Below are 24,488 nucleotides of genomic sequence, written 5' to 3' on the forward strand. Positions count from 1 at the left end.
GCCCCGGGGCTTCTCAGAAGATGTGGAACGCGATGCCGGCAAGGAAGCTCTTCTCCTCGGTCCCCTTGAAGGTCGTGCGCTCCACGTTGCCGAACTTGTTCAGCCAGTACTGGAAGCCCACGAAGGCATCGAGCTTGTTGGGCTGGTTCCAGATCATTTTACCGACATCGAGCACGAGGTTCGTGCGCGACAGGAACTCGACGCCGGTTCCGGGATAGTAGCCACCCGGATAATTGAACGCGTCCCGGATGCCCTTGCCCTTGGGCATGACGATGTTGTTGAAGCCCGCGAGGCTCAGGGGAACGTTCGGAAAGAAGGTGATCGGAAAGTTGTAGACGATCTCGAATTCGGGGACAGTGTCGAAGCTGACGTCGCGGTCGCCGCCGATATTGAAGCCGTTCCGGTTCCATTCCTTGTAGGCGTGGGCGCTGATGTTGAGGAAGCCGGCGGGCACGTCGACCGAGAAGGTCAGGCCGCCGACGACGTCGCGCTTCTTCGGCCCGAACGCGGTGTTCTTCGTGTTCGCGTCGAACCCGAAGGCGAGCGAGACGTCCTTGACGAGGCCCGGCACGGTGAAGGCCTTGGTGCCGGTCAGCGCGTTCAGGCTGAGCGTGCCGCGATAGAGGCCGTAGGCTTCCGTGGCCCCGTTGTCGTACTGCGCGAAGCCGCCCGGGGCGTTGGTGGTCCCGGCCGGGTCCTGCGAGGTCGATTTCAGGATGTCGAGGGAGAAGAAGTTCGTGCCGTACGCCCAGGCGTCGGCGTGCGAGATGTTGGTGATGTATTTCGGAATGTCGCGGTTGCGGAAGCCGCCATCCGCCCGCTGGATCTGCACGCCCGGCTCGGCCGCGGGGAACTGGTAGCGAAAGCTCACCTGCGTGTCCGAGAACAGGAAGAAGGACGGCTCCCTGAGGGGTGCTGCCTCCGCCACGTTGAGCTTTCTGGTCTCGAGATCGGCGGCCATGCAGGCCCCGGTCATGCTTGCCCCGACCGTGGCGAGCGACAGAGCCGCAGCCGTGAACGTCCTTGCGAACATCGTTCGTCCCCCTGAACCTGCCAATGCTGTTCGGGGGACCGCAACCGGTGTGCCATGGCCCGCCCTTGGTCGGACGCCGGAGCCGGCCGTCACATAACCGCAACACATCTCCATAGACCCGGCCAGCGGGTCATGTTGCGGGGCGAGGGAAACTCGTCTCTATCATCGGTGGCGTGCGCGGCCCCGTACCGGTGGCGCATCGGGAACCCGAGACCACAGTGCCAGCGTCCCCAACCCGCTCCGAGAGCCTGTCCGACGCCATCGCCGACGCGATCCTGTCGGGGGAGTTCGCGCCCGGCACCCATCTCGACGAACAGGTCCTGGCCAAGCGCTTCGGCGTGTCGCGCACACCGGTGCGCGACGCCCTGCGACTTCTCAACGGAACCGGCCTAATCGACCTGCGTCCACGCCTGGGCGCGACCGTGCGGACGATCACGCCGGACGAACTCGACATGCTCTTCATCGCCATGGGGGAGATCGAGGCGACCTGCGCGCGGCTCTCGACTTTGAGCATGACACCGGCCGAGCGCGGGCAGCTCCGGATGCTGCACGAGCGCATGGGCAGCCTCGCCGAGGCGAACGACCACGACGCCTATGTCCTCGCCAATGCGGACTTCCACAGCCTTCTCTACGTGGGTGCGCACAACAGCGTGATCGACGAGATCGCCCGCAACCTCCGGCGGCGGCTGACGCCGTACCGTCGCGCCCAGTTCCAGGCACCGGGGCGGCTCGCCCGCTCGCATGCCGAACACGGCCTCGTTGTCCGGGCCGTGCTCGCCCGCGATGCGGCGGCCGCGAACTCCGCGATGCTCGTCCATATGAGCGTGGTCGAGGACGCATTCGAGGCGCTCGATGCCGGAAGTGCCGCCGCGCGCGAAGCGGCCGGCGAACGGGCTCGGGACCGCCTGAAACGCCGCGCCCCGCCGATTCGCGCGAGCCGGGCGCGCGCCCAGCGCTGACGTCTCCGGCGTCGGATGCCGCATCCCGGCGATCTGCCCATGGGGTGGCCAGGAGAGACGAAACTTCGCGCACCGCTGTGTGTGGTTTGGGCACGCATTTCGGCCAGATTGCATACATGCTTCGAGGCCGTGATTCCCGGTCGCGAGAGATCCGCGCATGCCCAGCCTTCTCGACGCCGAGCCGTCGCCGCTTCCCTTCGAGGCGTCGCGCACGGCCCTCGTCATCATCGACATGCAGCGCGATTTCCTCGAGCCCGGCGGCTTCGGGGAGAGCCTCGGCAACGATGTCTCCCTCCTCGCCGCCGCCGTGCCCCCATGCCGGGCCGTGCTCGACGCGGCGCGTGCCGCAGGGCTCCTCGTCGTGCATACACGGGAGGGCCATCGCCCGGATCTCTCCGACGCGCCGCCGGCCAAGCTGGAGCGCGGCGAACCCACGGCGCGGATCGGTCAGCCCGGGCCGATGGGACGCATCCTGATCCGCGGCGAACCCGGTCACGGCATCGTTCCCGCCCTGGCGCCGCAGGATGGCGAGCCGGTGATCGACAAGCCCGGCAAAGGCGCGTTCTACGCCACCGAACTCGCCGACGTGCTCGCGACCCGGGCCATCGCGACCCTGCTGGTCTGCGGCGTGACCACCGAGGTCTGCGTGCACACGACGGTGCGGGAGGCCAACGACCGCGGCTATCGCTGCGTCGTCATCGCCGATGCCTGCGCGTCGTACATCCCGGAATTCCACGAAGCCGGCCTCGCGATGATCACGGCGCAGGGCGGCATCTTCGGCTGGGTCTCCGACGCGCACCGGGTTGTCGCCGCCCTGGAGGGGCGTGCCTCGGAGACGCTCGATTGAACCCTCTCGGCGGCGCGGACCGGGGGCCCGCCGGAACGAGATTCGCATGACCGCCATCGCCCAGACCAAGGAGGACGTTGCATGACGGAAGCCCCGGAGATCCCGGCCTTCGATCCCGAGGCCTACGCCTCGGCCGCGTCCGGCATGCTCGCCCTGCCCATCGACCCCGCCTGGATGCCGGCGATCGTGGCCAACCTGCGCGTGCTGCACGCCGCGGCCGACCTCGTCGGCGCGTTCCCCCTGCCGGACGAGGCCGAAGCCGCCCCGGTGTTCGAAGCGTGAGGTCCGGGACCGTGAGCGAGCAGGATTGGAGTACGGCCTCGGCCGCATCGATCGCCGCGTCCGTCGCGAGCGGGGCGGTGAGCGCCCGGACGGTGGTCGCGGCGGCCCTCGATCGGATCGGCCGCGTCGATCCCGCCGTGAACGCCTTCACGGACGTCCTGGCGGACCGTGCCCTGGCCCGCGCGGACCGACTCGACGCGGCCCATGGGCGGGGCGGGGCGCCCGGCCCCCTCGCGGGCGTCCCCTTCGCGGCAAAGAACCTGTTCGACATCGCCGGGCTGCCGACGCGGGCCGGGTCGCGGATCAACCGGGAGCGGGCGCCGTCGGAGGGGGACGCGACGCTGATCGGGCGCCTGGAGGCGGCGGGGGCGATCCTCGTCGGCGGGCTCAACATGGGCGAGTACGCCTACGATTTCACCGGCGAGAACTGCCACGACGGCAACACCCGGAATCCGCACGCGCCCGGACACATGGCGGGGGGCTCCTCCGGCGGTTCGGGCGGGGCGGTGGCGGCGGGCCTCGTGCCCCTGGCCCTCGGCTCCGACACCAACGGTTCGATCCGCGTGCCTGCCGCCTTCTGCGGCTGCTTCGGCCTGAAGCCCACCTACGGGCGCCTCAGCCGCGCCGGAAGCTTTCCCTTCGTCGGAAGCCTCGACCATCTCGGGCCGATGAGCCGCTCGACCCGCGATCTCGCCCTGGCGTACGACGCCATGCAGGGCCCGGATCCGGCGGATCCCGTCGCCACGGATCGGGCCGTCGAACCGACCGGTCCCGGCCTCGACGCGGGCGTGGGGGATCTGCGGATCGCCGTGGCGGGCGGGTATTTCGCCTCCGGCGGCGACGCGGAAGCCTTCGCGGCCGTCGCGGCCGTCGCCGACGCCCTGTCGGCGACGCGCACGGTCGAGATCCCGCAGGCCGCACGGGCCCGTGCGGCGGCCTACCTGATCACGGCCGCCGAAGGCGCCGCCCTGCATCGCGACCGCCTGCGGGAGCGGGCCGGCGATTTCGATCCGGCCGTGCGGGATCGCCTCATCGCCGGAATGATGCTGCCCGCGCCGTTCGTCGAGCGCGCCCAACGCTTCCGGCGCTGGTACCGCGCGGCCGTGCTCGACCTGTTCCGCGAGGTCGACGTGATCCTCGCGCCCTGCACACCCTGCCGGGCGCCGCGCGCGGGGCAGACAGCCTTCGTGCTCGACGGCGTCACGCTGCCGGTACGCGCCAATATCGGCCTGTTCACCCAGCCGATCTCGTTCATCGGCCTGCCCGTGGTCGCCGTGCCGGTCTGGCTCGACACGGGCCTGCCGCTCGGCGTGCAGGTCATCGCCGCACCGTGGCGCGAGGATCTGGCGCTCCGGGTCGCCCATCATCTCGAACGCGCGGGCGTCGTTCGCGCGCCCGTCGCCAATTTCGCGTGAGCCGCATGCCCATCGACGATCCCACCGTGAAAGCCGAGGTCGAGGCCGCGTTCGCCCGCTACGAGGCGGCCCTCGTCGGCAACGACGTTCCGACCCTGGAAGCGCTGTTCCACGACGATCCCCGCACCATCCGCTATGGCGGGGGCGAGAACCTCTACGGCATGGACGCGATCCGCGCCTTCCGCCGGTCCCGCTCGGCCGAGGGTCTGGCGCGCGATCTCTCCGGCACGGTCATCACCACCTACGGCCGTGATTGCGCCGTCGCGATGACGCTGTTCACGCGCCCGACGGCGCCCGATCGCATCGGGCGCCAGAGCCAGACCTGGGTCCGGTTCCCCGATGGCTGGAAGGTCGTCGCGGCCCATGTGAGCGTCATCGACGCCTGAGGCCGACGCCGCTCAGGCTCCGTCACTTCGCCGCGGCGGTGACGGCGCGGCTCCACGCCCCCTCGGGCGCTTTGGCGATCACCGCCCGATCGGTGCCGCCGGCTTCGTGCACGCCGACGATGCGCTCGTATTCTCCCGGCGCCTCGGCGACGGGTGCGGACGGCACCGCGTGGTAGCGCCGGTCCGCATACACGAGGGCGTCCGCACCGGACGCCTCGCCGAGGCCGACCACCTCGCAGAACAGGACATCGTGGGTGCCGACGCGGCTCCGGCTCGCGATCCGGCATTCGAACGTCGCCAACGCGTCGGCGAGAACGGGGAGCCCGCGCGCGCCGGTGGACCAGCGTATGGCGGCGAAGCGCTCCGGCATCGACCGCTTGCCGCCGAAGGCGCCCGCGACGTGCTGCTGTCCGGCACCGAGGATGTTGACGCACAGCCTCTCGGCCCGGTCGAAGACCGGGTGGGCGGAGGACGCGCGGTTGAGGCAGACCAGCAGGGTCGGCGGCGCATCGCTGACGCTGCAGACGGCCGAGGCCGTGAAGCCGGCACGCCCCCACGGCCCGTCGGTGGTGACGAGATGCACCGCGCTGGCGAGCCGCGCCATGGCATCGCGATAGGCGCCGGCCGCGACGGGCGCGTCGTCGGGTCCCTCGGTCCCGGTCATGTCGGTCGACTCCAAGTCCAAGCGCGGGTCCATTCGCGGGTCCATCGCCATTCGCGCCGTCACGGCCGATCGAGGAAATGCAGGAGGGCCGTGGTGACCAGCTCCGGCCGCGTCACGGAATGGGCGTGCCCCCCATCGGGCGCGAGATCGAGGCAGGCGTTCGGCAATCCGGCGGCGAGCCGCTCCGACGCGGTGAACGGCACCAGCACGTCGTCGCGCGCGGCCATCACCAGGGTCTCGTGCGGCACCGCGCCGAGGCGTCCCGTCAGGTCGAACGCCTCCAGGGCGGCGATGCGCGCCAGAACGGCGTCGGTGCCGGGGAAATGCGCCAGCGCGTGGGCCTCGTCCGCCGCGAGCCGCTCCGCATTCTCCGAGATCCAGGGCGCCGGATACAGGAAGATCGCCTGGGCTCGGACGAAGGCCTCGGGACCGTCCCGCGTCAACAGGGCCTTCCGGGCCGCAAAGCAACGGCGGGTCGCCGGGTCGATGCTGTCCCATCCGTTGATGACGACGAGGCGCCCGACCCGTTCGGGGTGCGTCAGCGCCAGTTGCAGCCCGATCAACCCGCCGAGCGCGTGCCCGACGAGGTCGACCGATTCGATGGCGAGCCCGTCGAGGAGGACGAGCACGTCCCGCACCATGGCCGCGATGTCGTGGCCGGGCTCCAGGGGGCCCTGCGAGCGACCGGTGCCGCGATGATCGTAGGTGACGACGCGACGGCGTTCGGCCAGCGCCGGCATCTGCGGCGCGAAATAACCCGCCGCCCCGCCGAGCCCCGGCGAAAGCAGCACGGTTCGGCCGCCGGCCCGGCCATGGACCGCGTGATGGACCGCGTGATGGACCGGCACGGCCATCCCTCAGGCAGCCTTGCCGAGATGGGCCACCGAGGCGATCTCGACGAGCGCGTCGGGCTTCACGAGCCCGCACTGGATGCAGTAGCGCGCCGGCTTCTCGCCCGGAAAGTACGCGGCATACACGGCGTTGATCGCGGCGTAGTCGGCCCAGTCCTTCAGGAAGACGTGGTTGAAGGTGACGTCGTCCATGCCGCCGCCGGCGGCCTCGACCACGCCCTTGATCGTCTCGAGGACGTGGCGGGTCTGCGCGGCCGCGTCCCCCACATGGACGACGTTGGCCTCCGCATCGAGGGGCAGGGTGCCCGAGACGTAGAGCACGCCATCCGCCAGGGTTCCGGGCACGTAGGGCGCCAGCGGCTTGCCGGTGCCGGGGGGAATCACGACGGTCTTCGGCATTCTGGGAGGCTTTCGATTGAGGGTTACTCGGCGTTGCGGGGGGGCTCGGCGGCGAGCGCCTCGGCGAAGGCGCCGACGTCCGAGACCCAGCCGAAGAAGGTCTCGATGTTGAGGAGTGCCCCCGCCTGCAGGCTCGGCGGGCCGGCCTGATGGGTGGCGTCGGCCAGGACGATGCCGAAATATTCGAGGAAGAAGCCGTCGCGCAGGGTCGATTCCACGCAGACGTTGGTGGCGATGCCGGTGAAGATCAGGGTGCGGATGCCGCGGGCCCTGAGCATGCTGTCGAGGGCGGTGTTGGCGAAGCCGCTGTAGCGCGGCTTCGGCAGGACGATGTCGCCCGGCTCCGGCCTCAGCGCGTCGACCAGGGCGTAGTCCCAGGTGCCCTTGGCCAGGAGCCTGTGGTTCCTCTCCGGGTGCCGGCGCATGGTCTTGAGGGCGTTCGACTTGTGCCAGTTCGGCGAACCCGGACCGCCGGCCTCGACGTAATCGGCGTCCCAGCCGTTCTGGAACCAGATCACCAGGAGTCCCGCCGCCCGGGCGGCGACGACGGCCGCGGCGATCCGCTCGACGACCGGGCCGGTCGCGGAAACGTCGAAGCCGGCGAGATCGAGGTAGCCGCCCCTCGTCGCGTAGGCGTTCTGCATGTCGACGACGATGAGCGCACTCGCGCCCGCGTCGAAGGCGATCGGCTCGGGCCGGGCGGGAAGCGTCACGCCGCCGACGCGGCCCGTCGCGTCGCGGTAGCCCGCCGGGATCTCGCCCCGCATCACGCCACCTGTGCCAGGGAGGCCGAGTCGCCCCGCGTCAGGGGCGCGACATCACCGGTGATGTGCCGACGCGTCTTCATCAGCGGCTGGATCTTCTGTCCGAACGCGTCGAGGCCCGCTAAGAAATCGTCGAAGACGAGGAGCACGCCCCCGGTGCCCGGCACGGTCATGACCGCGTCGAGGAGCCGCGCAATGGTGGCGTGGGAGCCGACCAGGGTGCCCATGTTGATGTTCACCGCGGAGGTCGGATCGGCCATCTGGCGGACGTTGGTGTCGGCCCCCGACTTGGTATCGGCCGAGCCCTGAACGCCGAGCCAGGCGATCGCCTCCCCGTCGGCGCCGGCCTTGTAATGCTCCCATTTGGCGTGGGCCGCTTCGTCGGTCTCGTCGGCGATGATCATGAAGAGCACGTAGGACGAGACCGCGCGGCCGGTCTTCGCCTTGGCGTCCTCCAGCCGCGCCACGGTGGGGGCGAAGGCGGTGGGCGTGTTGACGCCCTTGCCGAAGCAGAAATTGTAATCGGCATAGGTCGCGGTGAACGCCATGCCGGCGCCGCTCTGCCCGGCGCAGATGATCTTCATGTCGGCCTGCGGGCGCGGGCTCAAGCGGCAATCGTCCATCTGGAAGAAGTCGCCCTTGCGGTCGCTGCGGCCGGTCTCCCAGAGATCGCGCAGGATCTGCGCGTATTCCGAGAGATACTCGTAGCGCCGGGCAAAATATTCGTCGCCGGGCCAGAGGCCCATCTGCGCGTATTCCGGCTTCTGCCAGCCGGTGATCAGGTTCAGGCCGAAGCGGCCGTTCGAGATCGAGTCGATGGTCGACGCCATCCGGGCGACGATGGCGGGCGGCAGACACAGGGTCGGGGCGGTGGCGTAGAGCTTGATCCGGCTGGTGACGGCGGCGAGCCCCGACATCAGCGTGAACGATTCGAGGTTGTGGTCCCAGAACTCGGTCTTGCCGCCAAACCCCCGCAGCTTGATCATCGAGAGCGCGAAATCGAGGCCGTACCCTTCGGCCTTCAACGTCACCTGCTTGTTCAGCTCGAAACTCGGCATGTATTGCGGCGCGTTCTCCGAGAGAAGCCAGCCGTTGTTACCGATCGGAATGAAAACACCGATGCTCATCGGTTCGGTCATGGGCTCGGCCTCAGTCTCGGCTTTGGGCTCGGTCATGGCACCCTCGCGTTCCGACGGCAGCATTGCGTGCCGCGACATGAGACCCGTCAAGTCTTCCGCCGTACGGCTTCGGACTCGACCGAAGTGGTACGGCACATCCTCAGGCTAGCTATTCGGACCAGATGGTCAAACTTCAAAATCAGGAAGTTTGACCATCTGCACAAACTCTCCGCGGCATGCGTGCGCGCTGTGCGGGTCCTGCCCATCGGAACGGCGAGAACGGCAGCGCTCGGACCCGGATCCGGCGACGCCGCCGAATCAGGCGAGTCCGAGGCCCGCCAGGATCAGTCTCTGGGTACTGGCCACGGTCCGCTCGAAGAAGGCTTCGTCCGACAGATCGTGCCCGGTGATCGCGTCGACCTGCACGGCGAAATCGGCGTAGTGCTGGGTGATCGCCCAGACCGAGAAGACGAGGTGATGCGGGTCGTGCGGCTGGATCCGCCCTTCGTCCATCCAGCCGCTCAGCACGGCGACCTTGGCGTCGACCAAGGCCCGCAGGGGGCCTTCGAGTTCCGCCCGCAGGAGCGGAGCGCCCTGGACGATCTCGAGGCAGAACAGGCGGGACGCCTGGGGTGCGTCGCGCGACAGGGTCACCTTCGCGCGGATGTAGGCCTTGAGCGCCTCGGCCGGCTCACTCCCGGAATCGAGGGCCTGAAGCGGATCGAGCCAGACATCGAGCACCCGTCGCAGCACGGCGACGTAGAGAGCCTCCTTCGAGGCGAAGTAATAGAGCAGGTTGGTCTTCGAGAGGCCGGCGCGCTCGGCGATCTGATCGAGGCTCGCCCCATGAAGGCCAAGGGTCGAGAAGACCGCGAGGCCGGCATCCAGAACCGCGTCGCGCCGCAGCGCTCCGGCGCGCCGCCGACGCCGCACGGGCGCTGCCACAAAGCCGTCAGCCAATCCGCTCGCCTCCCGGGACGTCGCCCGGAGAGCCGGGCGCGTCCCCGTTCCTACCCGATCCCGTGCGGGCGCGACAAAGGGGACGCGAGGGCCGGAACAGTCGACCGCGCCGGATCAGGCGGTGAGGCCGAGGCGGGTGCGGGCCTGGGCCGGGCTCGCGACGGTCCGGCCGTGCCGCGCGATCGCCTCCACGGCGAGGCCTACGAGTTCGGCGTTGCCAGCGGCGAGCCGATCCTTGGTGAGGCGGATGTTGTCCTCGAGCCCGGTGCGGACGGCGTCTGCGCCGCGTGCCAGGGCCCAATCCATCACGGGCGCCTGATGGCGTCCGATGCCGGCGGCCGTCCACGTCGCCTTCGGCAGCACGCGGCGCAGCTCAGCGAGCAGAATGTCGAGGAGGTGTTCGTCGGCCGGCATCGCGTTCTGCACGCCCATGACGAACTGGACGTGGGGCCGGTCGTCCATCAGCCCGGCCTCCACGAGGCGCCTGGCGCCGTGCAGGTGCGAGAGATCGAAGATCTCGATCTCGGGTCTCACCCCGAAACGCTTCATCCGACCTGCTAGATCGGCGACGAGGGCGGCCGGGTTCTCGTACACGATGGTGGGGAAGTTGACCGAGCCCGTCGAGAGCGAGGCCATGTCGGGGGCATGCTGGAGGGAGAGCCCCCGGCTCGCCGGGTCGCGTCCGCGCCCGCCGGTGGAGAACTGCACGATCATGCCCGGGCAATGCGTGCGCAGGCCCGCCTGGACGGCGGCGAACCGGTCTGGATCGGAGGAGGGGGTCTCGTCGTCGTTGCGGACATGGATGTGGGCCAGCGTCGCGCCGGCCTCGTAGGCGGCATGGGTCGATTCGATCTGCTCGGACACCGTGACGGGCAGGGCGGGATTGTCCGCCTTGCGCGGCACGGAACCGGTGATCGCGACGGCGACGACGACGGGCTGGCTCATGGCGTGGGTCTCCCTGCTTTCGTCAACGCGGCAGCGGGGCGTCGGATGCCGAAGGGACGCCCTACCGTCACCCGACAGGGGGAGGCCGACGGCAGCGGTGGCCTCGGGGCCGGCGGAGACGTAAAGGCGGGCTTGGCAAGCCGCGACGGGACCTGCGCGTCCGTGCAACGGCCGTTGTCAGGACCCTTCAACGATGGAGCCTTCCATGAACGACACCATCCTGATCCTCAACGGCCCCAACCTGAACCTCCTCGGCAAGCGCCAGCCCGAGATCTACGGGCACGAGACCCTCGGCGATGTCGAGGCGCTCTGCCGGGCCGAGGCCGAGGCGTTCGGGCTCACGGTCGACTTCCACCAGAGCAATGCCGAGCACCAGATCATCGACTGGATTCACCAGTACCGGGTCGGGTCGGCGGGGATCGTCATCAATCCGGGGGCCTTCACCCACACGTCGATCGCGATCCTCGACGCCCTCGCCACGTGCGAGGTTCCCATCGTCGAGTGCCACATCTCCAACGTCCACAAGCGCGAGGCCTTCCGGCACCATTCCTACGTCTCGCTCGCCGCGACTGCGGTGCTGGCCGGCTTCGGCACGCACGGCTACGTTCTGGCGGTTCGCCACATCGCCCATCTTCGCGGGTTGCAGGGCCAAGTCTGACGCGATCAGGCCGCCGCGCCCGGTCTTGAGCGGGTCGAGCGTCCTCGGGCACAAAAAGGCCGCGGCTTGCGGGTGGCTCCGTCGCCCATCGAAGTCATGCCGAAGCGATACGGGCGGCCGACCCCAGCCTCACGCCTATATCGGAAGTTCTTCCACCCAAGCCATGGCTTGACCCATGGCTTGGGTCGAGAGCCCTACGAAAACCTTGCCGGTCGAAAAACTTGGCGGAAGGGGTGGGATTCGAACCCACGGTGGAGTTGCCCCCACGGCGGTTTTCAAGACCGCTGCCTTAAACCACTCGGCCACCCTTCCGTCCGCGCCGGCGCGGAGCCGGCGGGGTGGGAGGGTTCTAACGGAGAACGCCGCGGTCGGAAATCGAAAACTCAGGCGGCGCTGGCCTCGAGGCGGCTCAGGCGGTCGAGAAGCGCGCGGTCGTGCAGGAGGGCCATGCGCTCCTTCGGCGAGAGCCAGGCGGCGGCCTCGTCGAGGGTGTGGGCTTCCACCACCTTGGCCTGGGCCAGCGCCCGGTCCGTGTCGATGACGCCGCGCGGCCGGGGTGCGGCCTGGGGCAGCATGGCGGCGTGGGCCTCTGCGAAAGCGGGCTCGGCGTGGAGGGCCCGCAGGGCGTCCGCATCGTCGAGGCCCTGCGCGGCATTGCGGGCGGCGAGGCGGCCCGCCTGTGTGGCGATGGCGGGCGGGTCGCGCTCCTCCGGGGTCATGAGCAGGCCGAGCCGCTTGAGGGCCAGCCCCCAAGCGAGCTGACCGCTCGCCCACGAGATCGGGATCGCGAGCACGAGGCCGAGGATCGTCGGCGACATCCAGAGGAACAGGGAGGTCGCGATGGCGAAGGCGGCGATCCCGGTGACGAGGCCGAGCGCCATGTGCCAGCGGTGGCGACGGACGATGTCGCTCCACGGGATCGAGCCGTCGTCGCGCCGCTGCGGGTTCCAGCCGGTGTCGCGCCCGACGAGGATCTGGAACACCGAGCCCGACTGGATCAGCATGGCGATGGGCGCGATGAGGGCCGAGAGCAGGATCTCGATCAGGCTCGACAGAACGAGGCGGACGGCGCCCCCGCAGGCCCGTCGCACGGGGCCGTCGATCAGCGCCAGGATGAGCCCCAGAAACTTCGGGGCGAGCAGGATGCCCATGGTGATCCCGAACAGCCGGAGCGCGCGAACGGGATCGAAGCGCGGCCAGACCGGGTAGAGCCCGAACTCGCTCGTGAAGTATTCCGGCCGCACGTAGGCGGTCTGCAGCACGAGGGCGATACCGACCACGAGCTGGGCGAGCCAGAGCGGCGAGGCGACGTAACCCGCGATGCCCGTGGCGAAGTGCTGGCGCGACGCGGTTTTCAGACCGGCGGCCCCGATGATGCGGCTGTGCTGAAGGTTGCCCTGCGCCCAGCGCCGGTCGCGCACGGCCACATCGATGAGGGAGGGCGGGCTCTCCTCGTAGGAGCCGGGAAGGTCGGGCAGCATGGTCACGCTCCAGCCGGCGCGCCGGATCAGGGCGGCTTCCACGAAGTCGTGGCTGAGCACATGGCCGCCGAAGGGCGGCTTGCCGGGCAGGTCCGGCAGGCCGCAGGCGGCGGCGAAGGCCTTCGTGCGGATGATGGCGTTGTGGCCCCAGTAATTGCCGTCGCGGCCCGACCACACCGACAAGCCGGTGGCGATGACCGGCCCGTAGATCCGCGCGGCAAATTGCTGGACGCGCGCGAACAGGGTGTTGCGGTTGATGATGAGCGGCAGCGACTGGATGATGCCGGAATCCGGGTCGGCCTCCATGGCGGCGGCCAGATGCACCACGCACGTGCCCGTCATCAGGCTGTCGGCATCGAGCACCAGCATGTGGTCGTAGGTGGCACCCCAGCGCGAGACGAAGTCGCCGATGTTGCCGGCCTTGCGGTGGTGGTTCTTCGGCCGGTGGCGGTAGTACAGACGGGCGGCGTCGCCCCAGCGGGCGCGAAGATCGAGGAACGCGCGCTCCTCGGCGATCCAGGCATCGCTCAACGTCGAATCCGACAGCACGAAATAGTCGAAGGCGTGGCCCAGGCCGGTGGCATCGATCTCGACGCGCATGGCCTCGATGGCGGCGAAGGTCCGGGCCGTGGCCTCGTTGTAGACCGGCATCACCACCGCCGTGCGGGTGGTGAGCGCCGTCGGCAGGGCAGGGGCCTTGGGGCGGCGCAGGAGCACCAAGAAGCCCAGGATCGCGCCGGTGAAAGCGAGCGCGATCCAGGAGAAGTTCAGGGTGAAAAGGGCGAGCAGCACGTATTGCAGGGCCGTGGTGCCGCCCGAGACCGCCACCACCTCGTACATCTGCATGGCGCCGTAGGCGGTGAGGAGTGCTGCCGCGCCAAACACGAAGAGGCGGGCCAGCCACGGCTTTCCATGGCGGACCGAAGGCACGTGGCCGGCGCCCTCGTCCCAGGTGTCGAGGCGCTGCACCGGCATGGCCAGGGGCGCCTCGGGTGGCATCGCCGGACGGAACGGGGCGGGTGCCGGGGCGACATCACCGGCTGGGGCGACTTGAGGCGCGGGTGCGTTCACGGTGTCCAACGGTAGAGCCAGGTTTCGGTGAGGGGGGTGTCGCCCCGTTGCAGGGCGAGGCGCAGTTCGCACGCCTTCTCGCCACGCGGGTCGAGCTCGAAGGCGACGCGCACGGTCTTGCGGTCGGGGTAGCGGTAGAGGGTGCTCGCCGTGATGGCGCCGGGGCCGACCGAGAGCTGGGTCCGCAGGTCGCCGGCTTCGGCCAGACCCTCCCCGGTGAAGTCGACGAGGAAGAGGCGCCGGTTGTCGTTCGTCCCGCGCCCGGCGCGGGTGCCGGAAACCACGGCCACAGGCACCGGCTCGGGTGGCTGCCAGCACCAGTGCTGGCGGTAGCTGAACGCCCGCTCGGCCCCCGCCGCGAGGCCGGCTTTCGGCCGCCAATAGGCTAGGATGTTCTCGTTGAATTCGGAATCGCTCGGGATTTCGAGCAAGGTCACGGACCCCGGTCCCCAGGCGGAGAGGGGCTCGAGCCACAGGGACGGGCGCCATTCCCAATGCTGGATGTCGTCCTGGAAGCTGCGGTAATCCCGCGCCCGCTGCATCAGCCCGAAGCCCTTCGGGCTGTCGTCGACGAAGGACGAGACCTGCAGGGTCTCGGGGTTGCGCGCCGGGCGCCAGATCGCCTCGCCGGAGCCCGTGCGGATCTGCAAGCCGCCCGAGGAATGGACGGCGGCGCGCGCATCGTCGGCGCCGCGACGGTCGTGGGGACCGAACAGGTAGCTCGTGGTCATGCCCCCGAGTCCGAGGTGATCGATGGCGGTCCGCGCGAACACCGTCCCCTCGACGTCGCAGAGCGAAGCCGCTCCCGGGCGCAGGCTCATGCGCAGGGCCGCCGTGGCGGACGGCGAATCGACCAGGGCATGCAGGACGAGGGGGCCGCCGGGACCGGGCCGTTCGATCCAGACGGCACGCCACTCGGGAAATTCCTCACCCCGTGCATCGGCCGGTCGCAGGGTGAGGGCGCGCGCGGTGACGCCGAAGCCCTGGCCGGCCGCGACGAGGCGGAAGAACGAAGCGCCCTGGAGGTAAGCGAAATCCGTGAGCTCGCCGCCCGCGAACCGGGCCCGGAGCTTGAAACCGGAATACCCCGGGTCGTCCTTGAACGTCGGGATCTGGGTGGTGTCCGTCTCGAAGCGGGCGCGGTCGTAGGCCACGGGGCGCACGACCCCGTCCTCGATGAGCGCCAGGGCGACCCGTCCCCTGAACACCGAGCCGCGATGGAGCGGTTCGATGGTGAAGCCGAGGTCGGCGTCGGCCCAGACCGCGCTCCCCGGCACGGTCCGAATCCCGGCATATTGCTCGCGGTTGAGGCCCGTCAGGGTCTCGGGCAAATCGTCCGTGCGCGGGGCGACGTAGGCGCGCGCGGCCAGGGCCCGGGCGAGGTCGGTGACCAATCCGGCCTGGAATGGCGTGCCGGCCGCCGGAAGGGACGGAGCCTCGTCGGCGAAGGCACGCGCGGGCAGGGCGGCGAGCCCTCCGGACAACGCCACCACGCCGGCCCCACGGAGAAGATCGCGGCGGGTATGGTCCTGGGAACCTGCCATCGCGGGAGCGTCGGACGGGTGAGCAACGGCAGCGTGGGAACCTGGGAGCGGCAGCGTCATGGGACCTGTCGTTTGGGCGCGCTCGGGCGCCGGATTGATGGAGAGCGCGGCTCAGGCGCAGGGTCTACCATGCGTCGGCCTGAACTGGAGATTAAGTGTCACACAACGCCCAAGTCCCCGGTCCTGTTCGACGCGTCGGAGCCGGTTCGCCCCACACAAGCCTGGCCGTCTGGCCGAGCCGGCGCGCTTATGGCACATCCAGACCGTCGATGGTCATCGTCGACGCCGCAACGGAGGCTCTTCATGGCACTGATTCCATGCCCCGCCTGCACGCACCGTGTGTCCACGCAGGCCTTGGCTTGCCCCGCCTGCGGCCATCCCGGTCAGGAGCATTCCCCGCGGGGCGGGGGTGGCGGCATCGCCCGGGTGCTGGGCCACGTCGCCGGCACCTACATCTCCACGACGACACTGGCGAGCCTGGCGCTGGGCTGCGTCATGTTCGTCTGCGTCGCCGCCGTGCTGATCACGCTGATCCTCTCCGGTCGCTGATTCCGAGGGCGGTGCTTGTTCCAGTGAAGGCGCTTGTTCCAGGGAAGGTGTTTTCGAACCCGGCGGGAGTCAGCCGGGGCCTTGCCAGACCCGGCGGTGGCGCAGTAGCGCACCGGCAGCGCGCGTAAGGACTGGGACCGACCGATGGATGCAGCGACGACGACCGGGCGCAGCCTCACCGCCATCGTGCTGGCCGCCGGCAAGGGCACGCGGATGCGCTCGGATCGGCCCAAGGTCCTCCACGCCGTGGCCGGGCGGACCATGCTCGGCCACGTGCTCACCGCCGCCCGCGAGGCCGGCGCGGGCCGCATCGCCGTGGTGGTGGAGCCGGGGCAGGCGGCCGTTGCCCGGGAGATCGAGCGGATGGCCCCGGGCGCCGCCGTGTTTCCCCAGGCCGAGCGCCTCGGCACCGCCCACGCGGTGCTGGCCGCCCGCGACGCCCTGACGGCCGGCGACGACGACGTGATCGTCGCCTTCGGCGACACCCCCCTCGTCACCGGCGCCACCCTCGCGCGCCTGCGCGCCCCCCTGGTCGACGGCGCCGCCGTGGCGGTGCTGGCCTTCGACAGTCCGAACCCCACGGGCTACGGCCGCGTGCTGACGGACGGCGGACGGGTGGTGGCCATCCGGGAGGAGAAGGACGCCACACCCCCAGAGCGGGCCGTGACCCTGTGCAATGCCGGGCTGATGGCGCTCTCGGGCCGGCACGCCCTCGGCCTCCTCGCGCGCATCGGCAACGCCAACGCGGCCGGCGAGTACTACCTGCCCGACGCCGTCGCCCTCGCCGTCGCGGACGGGCTCACCGTAGCCGTGGTGGCCGTGGACGAAGCCGAGGCGCAGGGCGTCAACGACCGGATCCAACTCGCCGTCGCCGAAGCCGAGATCCAGAGTCGCCTGCGGCGCGCAGCGCAGCTCGGCGGGGCGACCCTGATCGCCCCCGAGACGGTTTTCTTCAGTGTCGACACGGTTTTGGGCCAGGACGTTCTTGTAGAGCCTCATGTGGTGTTCGGCCCTGGCGTCACCGTCGGTGACGGCTCTGTCGTCCACGCCTTCTCGCATCTCGAAGGCGCCACCCTGGCGCCGGGCGTCCAGATCGGTCCCTATGCCCGCCTGCGCCCCGGCGCGGTGCTGGAGGCGGGCGCACGGGTCGGCAACTTCGTCGAGATCAAGAACGCGCGCCTCGGCGCCGGCGCCAAGGCCAACCACCTGAGCTACCTCGGCGACGCCGAGATCGGGGCGGGCGCCAATGTCGGGGCCGGCACCATCACCTGCAACTACGACGGAGTGAACAAGCATCGCACCACCATCGGGGCGGGCGCCTTCATCGGCTCGAACACCGCCCTCGTCGCCCCCGTCACCGTGGGGGCCGGTGCCATCGTCGGGGCGGGCTCGGTGATCGCGGCCGATGTCCCCGAGGACGCGCTGGCCGTCTCGCGGGCGCGCCAGCGCAACCTCGCCGGATGGGCGCCGGGCAAGCGTGCGGCTCTGGCCGCCGAGAAGGCCAAGCGCGCAAAATCGTAAACCATGCGGGCGGTTGGGCCGGTTGCCTCAAGCTTGCGTTGAGGGTTTGCCGGCGACCCTTGGCGTCGACCGGGTGGCGCGCCTGTTCCAATCCGATACAAGCCCGGCTCGGCCGCGGTTTGGCGGCCCGTTTGTGAGAGACACGACCCATGTGCGGAATCGTTGGCATCGTCGGACGGGACGCCGTGGCCGGGCAGCTCGTGGAGGCCCTGCGCCGGCTCGAGTATCGCGGCTACGATTCGGCCGGCATCGCCACCCTGACGCAGGGGCGCCTGGAACGCAGGCGCGCGGAGGGCAAGCTCGCCAACCTCGAGGCGCGCCTGCGCGACGAGCCCCTCGCCGGCGCCATCGGCATCGGCCACACCCGCTGGGCGACCCATGGGCGCCCCAACGAGACCAACGCACACCCACACGCCACGGCACGCCTCGCCGTGGTCCACAACGGCATCATCGAGAATTTCCGCGAACTCAAGGCCGAGCTGCAGGGCCTCGGGGTCCGCTTCGAGAGCGAGACCGACACCGAGGTCGTGGCCCAGCTTATCAGCCACGCCATGGAGGGGGGCTTAAGCCCCATCGAGGCCGTGGCCGCCTGCCTGCCGCGCCTGCACGGCGCTTTCGCCCTCGGCATCCTGTTCGCCGGCCACGACGACCTGCTCATCGGCGCCCGCCACGGCGCGCCGCTCGCCATCGGGTTCGGCCAAAGGGAAGCAGGGATCGGCGAGACCTATCTCGGCTCCGACGCCCTGGCGCTGGCGCCGTTCACCGAGGAGATCACCTACCTGGAGGAGGGCGACTGGGCGGTCCTGTCCCGCGCGGGCGCCGAGATCCGCGACATCGGCGGGGCCATGGTCGAACGCCCGCGCCAGCGCATCGTCGCCCAGGCCTACCGGGTCGAGAAGGGCAACCACCGCCACTTCATGGCGAAGGAGATCCACGAGCAGCCGGAGGTCGTGGGCCGGACCCTCGCCCACTACGTCGATCTGGCCAATGGCCGCGTCGCCCTGCCGGGGGACCTGCCGTTCGATTTCGCCACGCTCTCGCGGCTGTCCATCACCGCCTGCGGCACGGCCTACTACGCCGGGCTCGTGGCCAAATACTGGTTCGAGACCCTGGCGCGCCTGCCCGTGGAGATCGACGTCGCCTCCGAGGCGCGCTACCGCGAGCCGCCCCTCGACCGCGACGGCCTCACCCTGGTGATCTCGCAATCGGGCGAGACCGCCGACACACTGGCCTCCCTGCGCTACGCCAAGAGCCAAGGCCAGCACACCCTGGCGGTGGTCAACGTGCCGACCTCGACCATCGCCCGCGAGGCCTCCGCCGTGGTGCCGACCCTGGCCGGCCCGGAGATCGGCGTCGCCTCCACCAAGGCGTTCTCGTGCCAGCTCACCGTGCTCCTGTGCCTCGCCATCGCGGCGGGCCGGGCGCGCGGCACCCTGAGCGCGGAGCGCGAGCGCGGCTTGGTCGACGCCCTCATCACCGTGCCGGGCCTCATGGCCGAGGCGGCCAAGCGCGAGGGCGAGATCGAGGTTTTGGCCCGCGAGGTCTCGAAGGCCCGTGACGTGCTCTATCTGGGGCGCGGCACCAGCTACCCGATGGCGCTGGAGGGCGCCCTGAAGCTGAAGGAAATCAGCTACATCCACGCCGAAGGGTATGCGGCGGGCGAACTCAAGCACGGCCCCATCGCCCTCATCGACGAGAGCGTGCCGGTCATCGTCATCGCCCCCCACGACGCGATCTTCGAGAAGACCGTGTCGAACATGCAGGAGGTGGCGGCGCGCGGCGGCCGCATCATCCTCATCGGCGACGCCAAGGGCGCCGCGGCGGCCGGCCTCGAGACCATGGCGACGGTGACCATGCCCGACTGCGATCCGGTGGTGGCGCCCATCGTCTACGCCGTGCCGATCCAGCTCATCGCCTACCACACGGCGGTGTTCATGGGGAAAGACGTGGACCAGCCGCGCAACCTCGCGAAATCCGTGACGGTGGAATAACCGCGCGGGAATCGTCCCGCTCCATCATCAGCCAGCCCTGAAACGCAGTCCCGCCCACGGCGACCGATCGCCGACCCTTGCGCTTTTCCATCCCGTGGCCATCTTCAGACCATCCAACCGGATGGTCTGAGGGGGTTCTGGAGATGGAAAACAACGTTCACGCCCTGCGGCCGAAGCTGCCCGACAGCGAGAAGGTCACGGTCAATCTCGGCTTCGTCGATCTCGGGCACATCGACCTGATGGTCCGCGACGGCTTCTTCGCCAACCGGGCCGACTTCATCCGCACCGCCGTGCGCAACCAGCTCGAACGCCAGGGCGAGGCCGTGCGCCAGTCCGTGGCCCGCAAGGGCCTCGAACTCGGGCTCTCCCATTACAGCCGCGCCGCCCTTGAGGCGGCGCGCGACGCCGGCGCGCCGCTCCACATCCAGGTGCTCGGCCTCGCCAGCATCGCCCCCGACGTCACCCCCGAACTCGCCCGCGCCGCCATCGCCTCCGTGCAGGTGCTGGGTGCCTTCCAGGCGAGCCCGGCGGTCAAGGCGGCCCTCGCCGACCGCATCGCCTGAACTCCCTCACCGACAAGGATTCCGATCCATGGCCCCATTCGACGCAACCCACTTCTCCGCCATCGACATGGCCGCCGTCACCCGCCTGACCCAGGCCGGGCGGCTCGCCGAGGCGATGGCCCTGCTCCAGGGCAAGCCTGCGCCCGAGGCGGACGCACCGAAGGACACGAAGCGCCCGCGCCCGATCCTCGACATGGTGGCCCCGACGGACGGCACCGGGGCCTGGACGGCGCCGGGGGCAGACAGGGACACCACCGCCGACGCCCCCACGCAGGCGGCACGGCCCGACCCCGCACAGGCCCTGCGCGCCCTATCCGAGCGCTTCACCAAGGCCGGCGGTCTGGCGGCGATGCCGAACCTCGAAGGTTTCGGTCAGGGACTCGGTCAGGGACTTGGCCGGGGCCCCGCCACGAAGCCGATTCCGGTGCCAGAGGGCGCCCGCTTCGAGACGCGCCGCTTCACCAGTGCGGGGGGCGCCCGCGACTACAAGGTCTACGTGCCGAGTGGCCGGACGGGCGAGACGCTCCCCGTGATCGTGATGCTGCACGGCTGCACCCAGTCGCCCGACGACTTCGCCGCCGGTACCCGCATGAACGCGCTGGCCGAGACGCAGGGCTTCCTCGTGGCCTATCCGGCGCAGCCCCCCTCGGCCAACGCGCAGAAATGCTGGAACTGGTTCAACGCCGGCGACCAGCAGCGCGAGGGCGGCGAACCGGCCCTCATCGCCGGTATCGCCCGGGCGGTGGTGGCCGAGTTCGGCGGCGACGCAACCCGCGTCTACGTTGCCGGCCTCTCGGCGGGCGGGGCGGCGGCGGCCATCATGGCCGCGACCTATCCCGACCTGTTCGCGGCGGTCGGCGTCCATTCGGGCCTCGCCTGCGGGGCGGCCCGCGACATGCCGTCCGCCTTCGCGGCCATGAACGGCGGCGGGGCGGTCCAGGCGCGCGGGAACGGCCCGGCCGTGCCGACCATCGTGTTCCACGGCGACGGCGACCGCACGGTCCATCCCGTCAACGGCGAACGGGTCATCGCCCAGGCGACGCCCGCCGAGGCTCTTGGTACCACGGTCACCAACGGCACCGCGCCGGGGGGCACCCGCTACACCCGCACGGTCCGGACCGACGAGGCCGGTCGCGCCGTGCTGGAGCATTGGCTCCTGCACGGCACCGGCCACGCATGGTCCGGCGGCAGCCCGGACGGGTCCTACACCGATCCGCGCGGCCCCGATGCCAGCGCCGAGATGGTGCGCTTCTTCCTGGCGCACACGCTCGCGGAACGCCCGACCCGACACTGAACCGGCGGGCCGGGCGCGCAGGCGCGACCTTGAGCCCAACCCCGTCTGCGGCTACCTCTACGCAAGCGGGCCGGGGCCGGCCGACGATCCTCGGGCGCCGTTCCCCGCGCCGAAAGTGCATCCGTGGCGACACTCATCCCACCGGTCCCCGAACCAGAGCCCGCAGGCGCCCGCCCCCGGGTGAGCGCACGCGGGCGCCTGCGGACCTACTTCCTCACCGGCATCATCGTCTCGGGCCCCCTGGCGATCACCATCTACATCACGTGGTGGTTCATCAGCCTCATCGACGGCTGGGTGAAGCCCCTGGTGCCGGCGAGCTACCTGCCCGACCATTACCTGCCGTTCTCGATCCCAGGCCTCGGCCTCGTCATCGCCTTCCTGGCGGTGACCCTGCTGGGCTTCCTCACGGCCAACCTCGTCGGCCGCAGCGTCGTCGAGTTCGGCGAGGTGCTGCTCGCCCGGACCCCGGTGATCTCGGGGCTGTACAAGGGCCTGCGCCAGATCTTCGAGACGCTGTTTTCGGCCAACGGCACCTCGTTCCGCACTGTCGGCCTCGTGGAATTTCCGGTGAAGGGCACTTGGTCGGTGGTGTTCCTGTCGGCGCCGGCCGCGCCCGACGTGCAGAACGCCCTGGCGCCCGGCGGCGACCATGTCGGCGTGTTCCTGCCCTGCGCGCCCAATCCGACCACGGGGTTCTTCTTCTATCTGCCGCGCCACGACATCGTGGAGATCGCCATGAGCGTGGACGATGCGGCCAAACTCGTCATGTCGGCGGGCGTGATCCAGCCCGACGATCCGCACGCACGGATCCAGGCCATGGCCGCCACCTTGCGCCATGCGCAGGAAGCGGCGGTGAAGCCCGCCGCCCCGGTGGACGCCTGAGACTGCTTCCGGATGATCCATTCGGAGACAGTCTCAGGCAGCCGGCGCGGCGCTTGAGCGAGGCCCAGATCCGCATCGCGAAGGGATCAACCGGAGTTGGTATGAGGGGTCATCCGGCTCCGAGGAGACGGATCGCGGCGTCGCGCTCGAACAGGTAGAGCAGCACCCTGAGGGCCTGTCCGCGGGTACTCTTCAGGCCGGGATCGCGCTGGACCACGAGTTGGGCGTCGTCGCGGGCGACCTGCAGCAGTTCGGCGTCGGTCTCCAGGCTCGCGAGGCGGAAGGCGGCCAGGCCGGATTGGCGCGTGCCCAGTACCTCGCCCTCGCCGCGCAGGCGCAAGTCCTCCTCGGCGATGCGAAACCCGTCCTCGGTCTCGCGCATCATCTCCAGGCGTGCCCGCGAGACCTGCCCCAGCGGCCCGCGATAGAGCAGCAGGCAGGTGGATGCCCTGGCGCCCCGCCCGACCCGACCGCGCAGCTGGTGGAGCTGGGCCAGCCCGAAACGCTCGGCATGCTCGATGACCATGATGGTCGCCTCCGGCACGTCGACGCCGACCTCGACCACGGTGGTGGAGACGAGGATCTTCGTGACGCCGGCGGAGAACCGTTCCATGGCGGCGTCCTTGTCCGGCCCCGGCATCTTGCCGTGGATCAACCCGACGGCGTCGCCGAAGCTGTGGCGCAGATCCGCGAACCGCTCCTCCGCCGCCGCGAGATCGATGAATTCGGATTCGGCCACCAGGGGACAGATCCAGTAGACCCGGTCGCCGGCCGCCAACGCGCGGCCCAACCCCGCCACCACCTCGTCGAGGCGGTCGGTGGAGACGAGGCGGGTGACGATGGCCTGGCGGCCAGCGGGTTTCTCGTCGAGCACCGAGACGTCCATGTCGCCAAAGCAGGTCAGCGCCAGGGTGCGGGGAATGGGTGTGGCGGTCATCACCAGGATGTCCACGGCCTGGCCCTTGGCCCCGAGCGCCAGGCGCTGGTGGACGCCGAAGCGGTGCTGCTCGTCCACCACGGCCACGCCGAGATCGCGAAAGACCACGCTGTCCTGGAACAGGGCATGGGTGCCGACCACGATGTCGATGGTGCCGGCCGCAAGGTCTGCGAGCGTCGCGCGGCGCTCGGCGGCCCGGTCGCGCCCGGTGAGGAGGCGCAGGCGCAGGCTCCCGGCCATGGGCCCGAGCCGCTCGAAATGCTGGCGGGCGAGGATTTCCGTGGGGGCCATGAGCGCCGCCTGCCGCCCGACCTCGATGGCGGAGGCCATGGCCAGCAGCGCCACGGCGGTCTTGCCCGAGCCGACATCGCCCTGGAGCAGGCGCAGCATGCGCCGATCGGAGGCGAGATCGGCGCGGATCTCCGCGACGGCGCGCTTCTGGGCACCCGTGAGCCCGAAGGGCAGGGCGGCCTCGATTCGGTCCTTCAAGTGCCCGTCGCCCGCGTTGGCCCGGCCCGGTGCCCGGCGGTTGCGGGCGCGGAGCAGCGCGAGCGCCAGTTGCGAGGCCAGGAGTTCGTCGTAGGCAAGACGCCTCCGGGCAGGCGTCCGGGGTGCGCTCGTCGCGCCGTCCGGAACGGGCGGCGGGGCGTTCTCGGGGCGATGCTCGGCGCGCAATGCGTCGGCGAAGGTCGGCAAATTCTCGCGGGCCAGCCAGGCCGGGTCCTGCCATTCGGGCAGCACCGGCAGGCGCTCCAGCGCCGCGTGCGCCAGCTTCGAGATCGCCCGCGAGGTTAGCCCCTCCGTGGCGCCGTAGACCGGCTCGACGGCGGGGAGGGCGGCGAGCCCCGCCTCGTCGATGATGCGGGCCGGGTGCACCATCTGGCGGTGGCCGTCGTAGAGGTCGATGCGGCCGGTGATGTAGCGGTGGGCGCCCAGCGGCAGCATCTTCTCCACCCGGGGGGCCGGCATGCCGAAGAACACCAGGGTGATGTCGCCCGTCGCATCTTCCACCAGAACCCGGAACGGGCGCTTGCCGGCGCCGGCTTGGGGCGGGCGGTACTCGGTCACGGTGACGCCGAGGGTCACCGGCTCGCCGGGCGGCGCCTCCGCGATGGAGCCGAGGAGCTTTCGCACCACGCCGCCCTGGGGCAGGTGGAACAGGAGATCGACGATGCGGGCCGGCTGCTCGGGGGTGCCCAGCAGCCGCTCGATCATCGGCGCCATCTTCGGTCCGATGCCCGGCAAGCCGCGCGCCGGTGCGAAGAGCGGGTCGAGGATGGTCGGGCGGAGCGGGGCAGGGCGGGGGTCGTCGGTCATGCGGCTCGGGCGAGGGCGGTTTTCGCGGACGCTAAGGCGGCGGCCTTAAGAGGTTGG

Annotated in this window: 23 protein-coding genes and 1 tRNA gene; 12 read left to right on the top strand and 12 right to left on the bottom strand. The window is 70.5% G+C overall.

Going from position 1 to position 24,488, the window contains the following annotated elements; genetic code table 11:
* Positions 1-13: 13 nt before the first annotated feature.
* Positions 14-1,033: a hypothetical protein gene (locus ASF52_RS03815; protein WP_056167897.1), complete on the bottom strand. Its 1,020-nt coding sequence runs from the start codon at positions 1,031-1,033 to the stop codon at positions 14-16.
* A 218-nt stretch (positions 1,034-1,251) separates the two neighbouring features.
* Here ASF52_RS03815 and ASF52_RS03820 point away from each other — a divergent pair, with 218 nt between their 5' ends.
* From ASF52_RS03820 to hpxZ, 5 genes are all read left to right on the top strand, one after another.
* Positions 1,252-1,992, top strand: a complete 741-nt coding sequence (locus ASF52_RS03820) for a GntR family transcriptional regulator (RefSeq protein WP_056167901.1) — start codon at positions 1,252-1,254, stop codon at positions 1,990-1,992.
* Positions 1,993-2,149: 157 nt separating this feature from the next.
* Positions 2,150-2,839, top strand: coding sequence for a cysteine hydrolase family protein (locus tag ASF52_RS03825; RefSeq protein ID WP_056167903.1), 690 nt, complete (start codon positions 2,150-2,152; stop codon positions 2,837-2,839).
* An 81-nt stretch (positions 2,840-2,920) separates the two neighbouring features.
* On the top strand, positions 2,921-3,121 hold the full coding sequence (locus ASF52_RS03830) for a DUF4089 domain-containing protein (protein ID WP_056167906.1): 201 nt from the start codon (positions 2,921-2,923) through the stop codon (positions 3,119-3,121).
* Between the two features lie 11 nt (positions 3,122-3,132).
* On the top strand, positions 3,133-4,536 hold the full coding sequence (locus tag ASF52_RS03835; protein ID WP_056167908.1) for an AtzE family amidohydrolase: 1,404 nt from the start codon (positions 3,133-3,135) through the stop codon (positions 4,534-4,536).
* 5 nt (positions 4,537-4,541) lie between these two features.
* On the top strand, positions 4,542-4,922 hold the full coding sequence (hpxZ, locus tag ASF52_RS03840; RefSeq protein ID WP_056167911.1) for an oxalurate catabolism protein HpxZ: 381 nt from the start codon (positions 4,542-4,544) through the stop codon (positions 4,920-4,922).
* 22 nt (positions 4,923-4,944) lie between these two features.
* Here hpxZ and ASF52_RS03845 read toward each other — a convergent pair whose 3' ends face one another.
* The 7 genes from ASF52_RS03845 to ASF52_RS03875 all read right to left on the bottom strand — a co-directional run bounded on the left by ASF52_RS03845 (position 4,945) and on the right by ASF52_RS03875 (position 10,623).
* A complete protein-coding gene (locus tag ASF52_RS03845) occupies positions 4,945-5,586 on the bottom strand; it encodes a flavin reductase (RefSeq protein ID WP_082515185.1) in 642 nt (213 codons plus the stop codon).
* Positions 5,587-5,645: 59 nt separating this feature from the next.
* Complete coding sequence (gene rutD, locus ASF52_RS03850) at positions 5,646-6,440, bottom strand: pyrimidine utilization protein D (protein WP_056167913.1); 795 nt, start codon at positions 6,438-6,440, stop codon at positions 5,646-5,648.
* 3 nt (positions 6,441-6,443) lie between these two features.
* Positions 6,444-6,836 (bottom strand): pyrimidine utilization protein C, encoded by a 393-nt coding sequence (gene rutC, locus ASF52_RS03855; RefSeq protein WP_056167916.1) that lies wholly within the window; start codon positions 6,834-6,836, stop codon positions 6,444-6,446.
* Positions 6,837-6,859: 23 nt separating this feature from the next.
* Positions 6,860-7,603 carry a pyrimidine utilization protein B gene (rutB, locus tag ASF52_RS03860; protein WP_056167920.1) on the bottom strand — a complete coding sequence of 248 codons (744 nt, stop codon included), beginning with the start codon at positions 7,601-7,603 and terminating at the stop codon, positions 6,860-6,862.
* Positions 7,603-8,727, bottom strand: coding sequence for a pyrimidine utilization protein A (gene rutA / locus ASF52_RS03865; RefSeq protein ID WP_056168112.1), 1,125 nt, complete (start codon positions 8,725-8,727; stop codon positions 7,603-7,605). Before rutA ends, rutB begins: the two co-directional genes overlap by 1 nt.
* Before the next feature lie 309 nt (positions 8,728-9,036).
* Positions 9,037-9,678: an HTH-type transcriptional regulator RutR gene (rutR, locus tag ASF52_RS03870; RefSeq protein ID WP_056167927.1), complete on the bottom strand. Its 642-nt coding sequence runs from the start codon at positions 9,676-9,678 to the stop codon at positions 9,037-9,039.
* A 114-nt stretch (positions 9,679-9,792) separates the two neighbouring features.
* Positions 9,793-10,623 carry a 3-keto-5-aminohexanoate cleavage protein gene (locus ASF52_RS03875; RefSeq protein ID WP_056167930.1) on the bottom strand — a complete coding sequence of 277 codons (831 nt, stop codon included), beginning with the start codon at positions 10,621-10,623 and terminating at the stop codon, positions 9,793-9,795.
* Positions 10,624-10,828: 205 nt separating this feature from the next.
* On the opposite strand from ASF52_RS03875, the gene aroQ reads away from it, so the two are divergent.
* Positions 10,829-11,281, top strand: a complete 453-nt coding sequence (gene aroQ / locus ASF52_RS03880) for a type II 3-dehydroquinate dehydratase (RefSeq protein ID WP_056167933.1) — start codon at positions 10,829-10,831, stop codon at positions 11,279-11,281.
* Positions 11,282-11,503: 222 nt separating this feature from the next.
* Here the strand turns inward: aroQ and ASF52_RS03885 are convergent.
* The 3 genes from ASF52_RS03885 to ASF52_RS03895 all read right to left on the bottom strand — a co-directional run bounded on the left by ASF52_RS03885 (position 11,504) and on the right by ASF52_RS03895 (position 15,377).
* Positions 11,504-11,593, bottom strand: a tRNA-Ser gene (locus ASF52_RS03885).
* A gap of 71 nt (positions 11,594-11,664) precedes the next feature.
* On the bottom strand, positions 11,665-13,761 hold the full coding sequence (gene mdoH, locus ASF52_RS03890; protein ID WP_156629962.1) for a glucans biosynthesis glucosyltransferase MdoH: 2,097 nt from the start codon (positions 13,759-13,761) through the stop codon (positions 11,665-11,667).
* Positions 13,762-13,829: 68 nt separating this feature from the next.
* On the bottom strand, positions 13,830-15,377 hold the full coding sequence (locus ASF52_RS03895) for a glucan biosynthesis protein (protein WP_244472900.1): 1,548 nt from the start codon (positions 15,375-15,377) through the stop codon (positions 13,830-13,832).
* A 303-nt stretch (positions 15,378-15,680) separates the two neighbouring features.
* Here ASF52_RS03895 and ASF52_RS03900 point away from each other — a divergent pair, with 303 nt between their 5' ends.
* The 6 genes from ASF52_RS03900 (at position 15,681) to ASF52_RS03925 (ending at position 22,177) form a co-directional block, all read left to right on the top strand.
* On the top strand, positions 15,681-15,926 hold the full coding sequence (locus ASF52_RS03900) for a hypothetical protein (RefSeq protein WP_056167940.1): 246 nt from the start codon (positions 15,681-15,683) through the stop codon (positions 15,924-15,926).
* Between the two features lie 144 nt (positions 15,927-16,070).
* Positions 16,071-17,447 carry a bifunctional UDP-N-acetylglucosamine diphosphorylase/glucosamine-1-phosphate N-acetyltransferase GlmU gene (gene glmU, locus ASF52_RS03905; RefSeq protein WP_056167943.1) on the top strand — a complete coding sequence of 459 codons (1,377 nt, stop codon included), beginning with the start codon at positions 16,071-16,073 and terminating at the stop codon, positions 17,445-17,447.
* Positions 17,448-17,596: 149 nt separating this feature from the next.
* Positions 17,597-19,438 carry a glutamine--fructose-6-phosphate transaminase (isomerizing) gene (gene glmS / locus ASF52_RS03910; RefSeq protein ID WP_056167954.1) on the top strand — a complete coding sequence of 614 codons (1,842 nt, stop codon included), beginning with the start codon at positions 17,597-17,599 and terminating at the stop codon, positions 19,436-19,438.
* A gap of 143 nt (positions 19,439-19,581) precedes the next feature.
* Complete coding sequence (locus tag ASF52_RS03915) at positions 19,582-20,001, top strand: hypothetical protein (protein ID WP_056167957.1); 420 nt, start codon at positions 19,582-19,584, stop codon at positions 19,999-20,001.
* Between the two features lie 28 nt (positions 20,002-20,029).
* Positions 20,030-21,295: an extracellular catalytic domain type 1 short-chain-length polyhydroxyalkanoate depolymerase gene (locus ASF52_RS03920; protein WP_056167960.1), complete on the top strand. Its 1,266-nt coding sequence runs from the start codon at positions 20,030-20,032 to the stop codon at positions 21,293-21,295.
* 123 nt (positions 21,296-21,418) lie between these two features.
* Positions 21,419-22,177, top strand: coding sequence for a DUF502 domain-containing protein (locus tag ASF52_RS03925; RefSeq protein WP_056167963.1), 759 nt, complete (start codon positions 21,419-21,421; stop codon positions 22,175-22,177).
* A 109-nt stretch (positions 22,178-22,286) separates the two neighbouring features.
* On the opposite strand, the gene recG is transcribed toward ASF52_RS03925, so the two are convergent.
* Positions 22,287-24,431 carry an ATP-dependent DNA helicase RecG gene (gene recG, locus ASF52_RS03930; RefSeq protein ID WP_056167968.1) on the bottom strand — a complete coding sequence of 715 codons (2,145 nt, stop codon included), beginning with the start codon at positions 24,429-24,431 and terminating at the stop codon, positions 22,287-22,289.
* Between the last annotated feature and the right edge of the window lie 57 nt (positions 24,432-24,488).

The organism is Methylobacterium sp. Leaf112, from assembly GCF_001423295.1.
Taxonomy (GTDB): domain Bacteria; phylum Pseudomonadota; class Alphaproteobacteria; order Rhizobiales; family Beijerinckiaceae; genus Methylobacterium.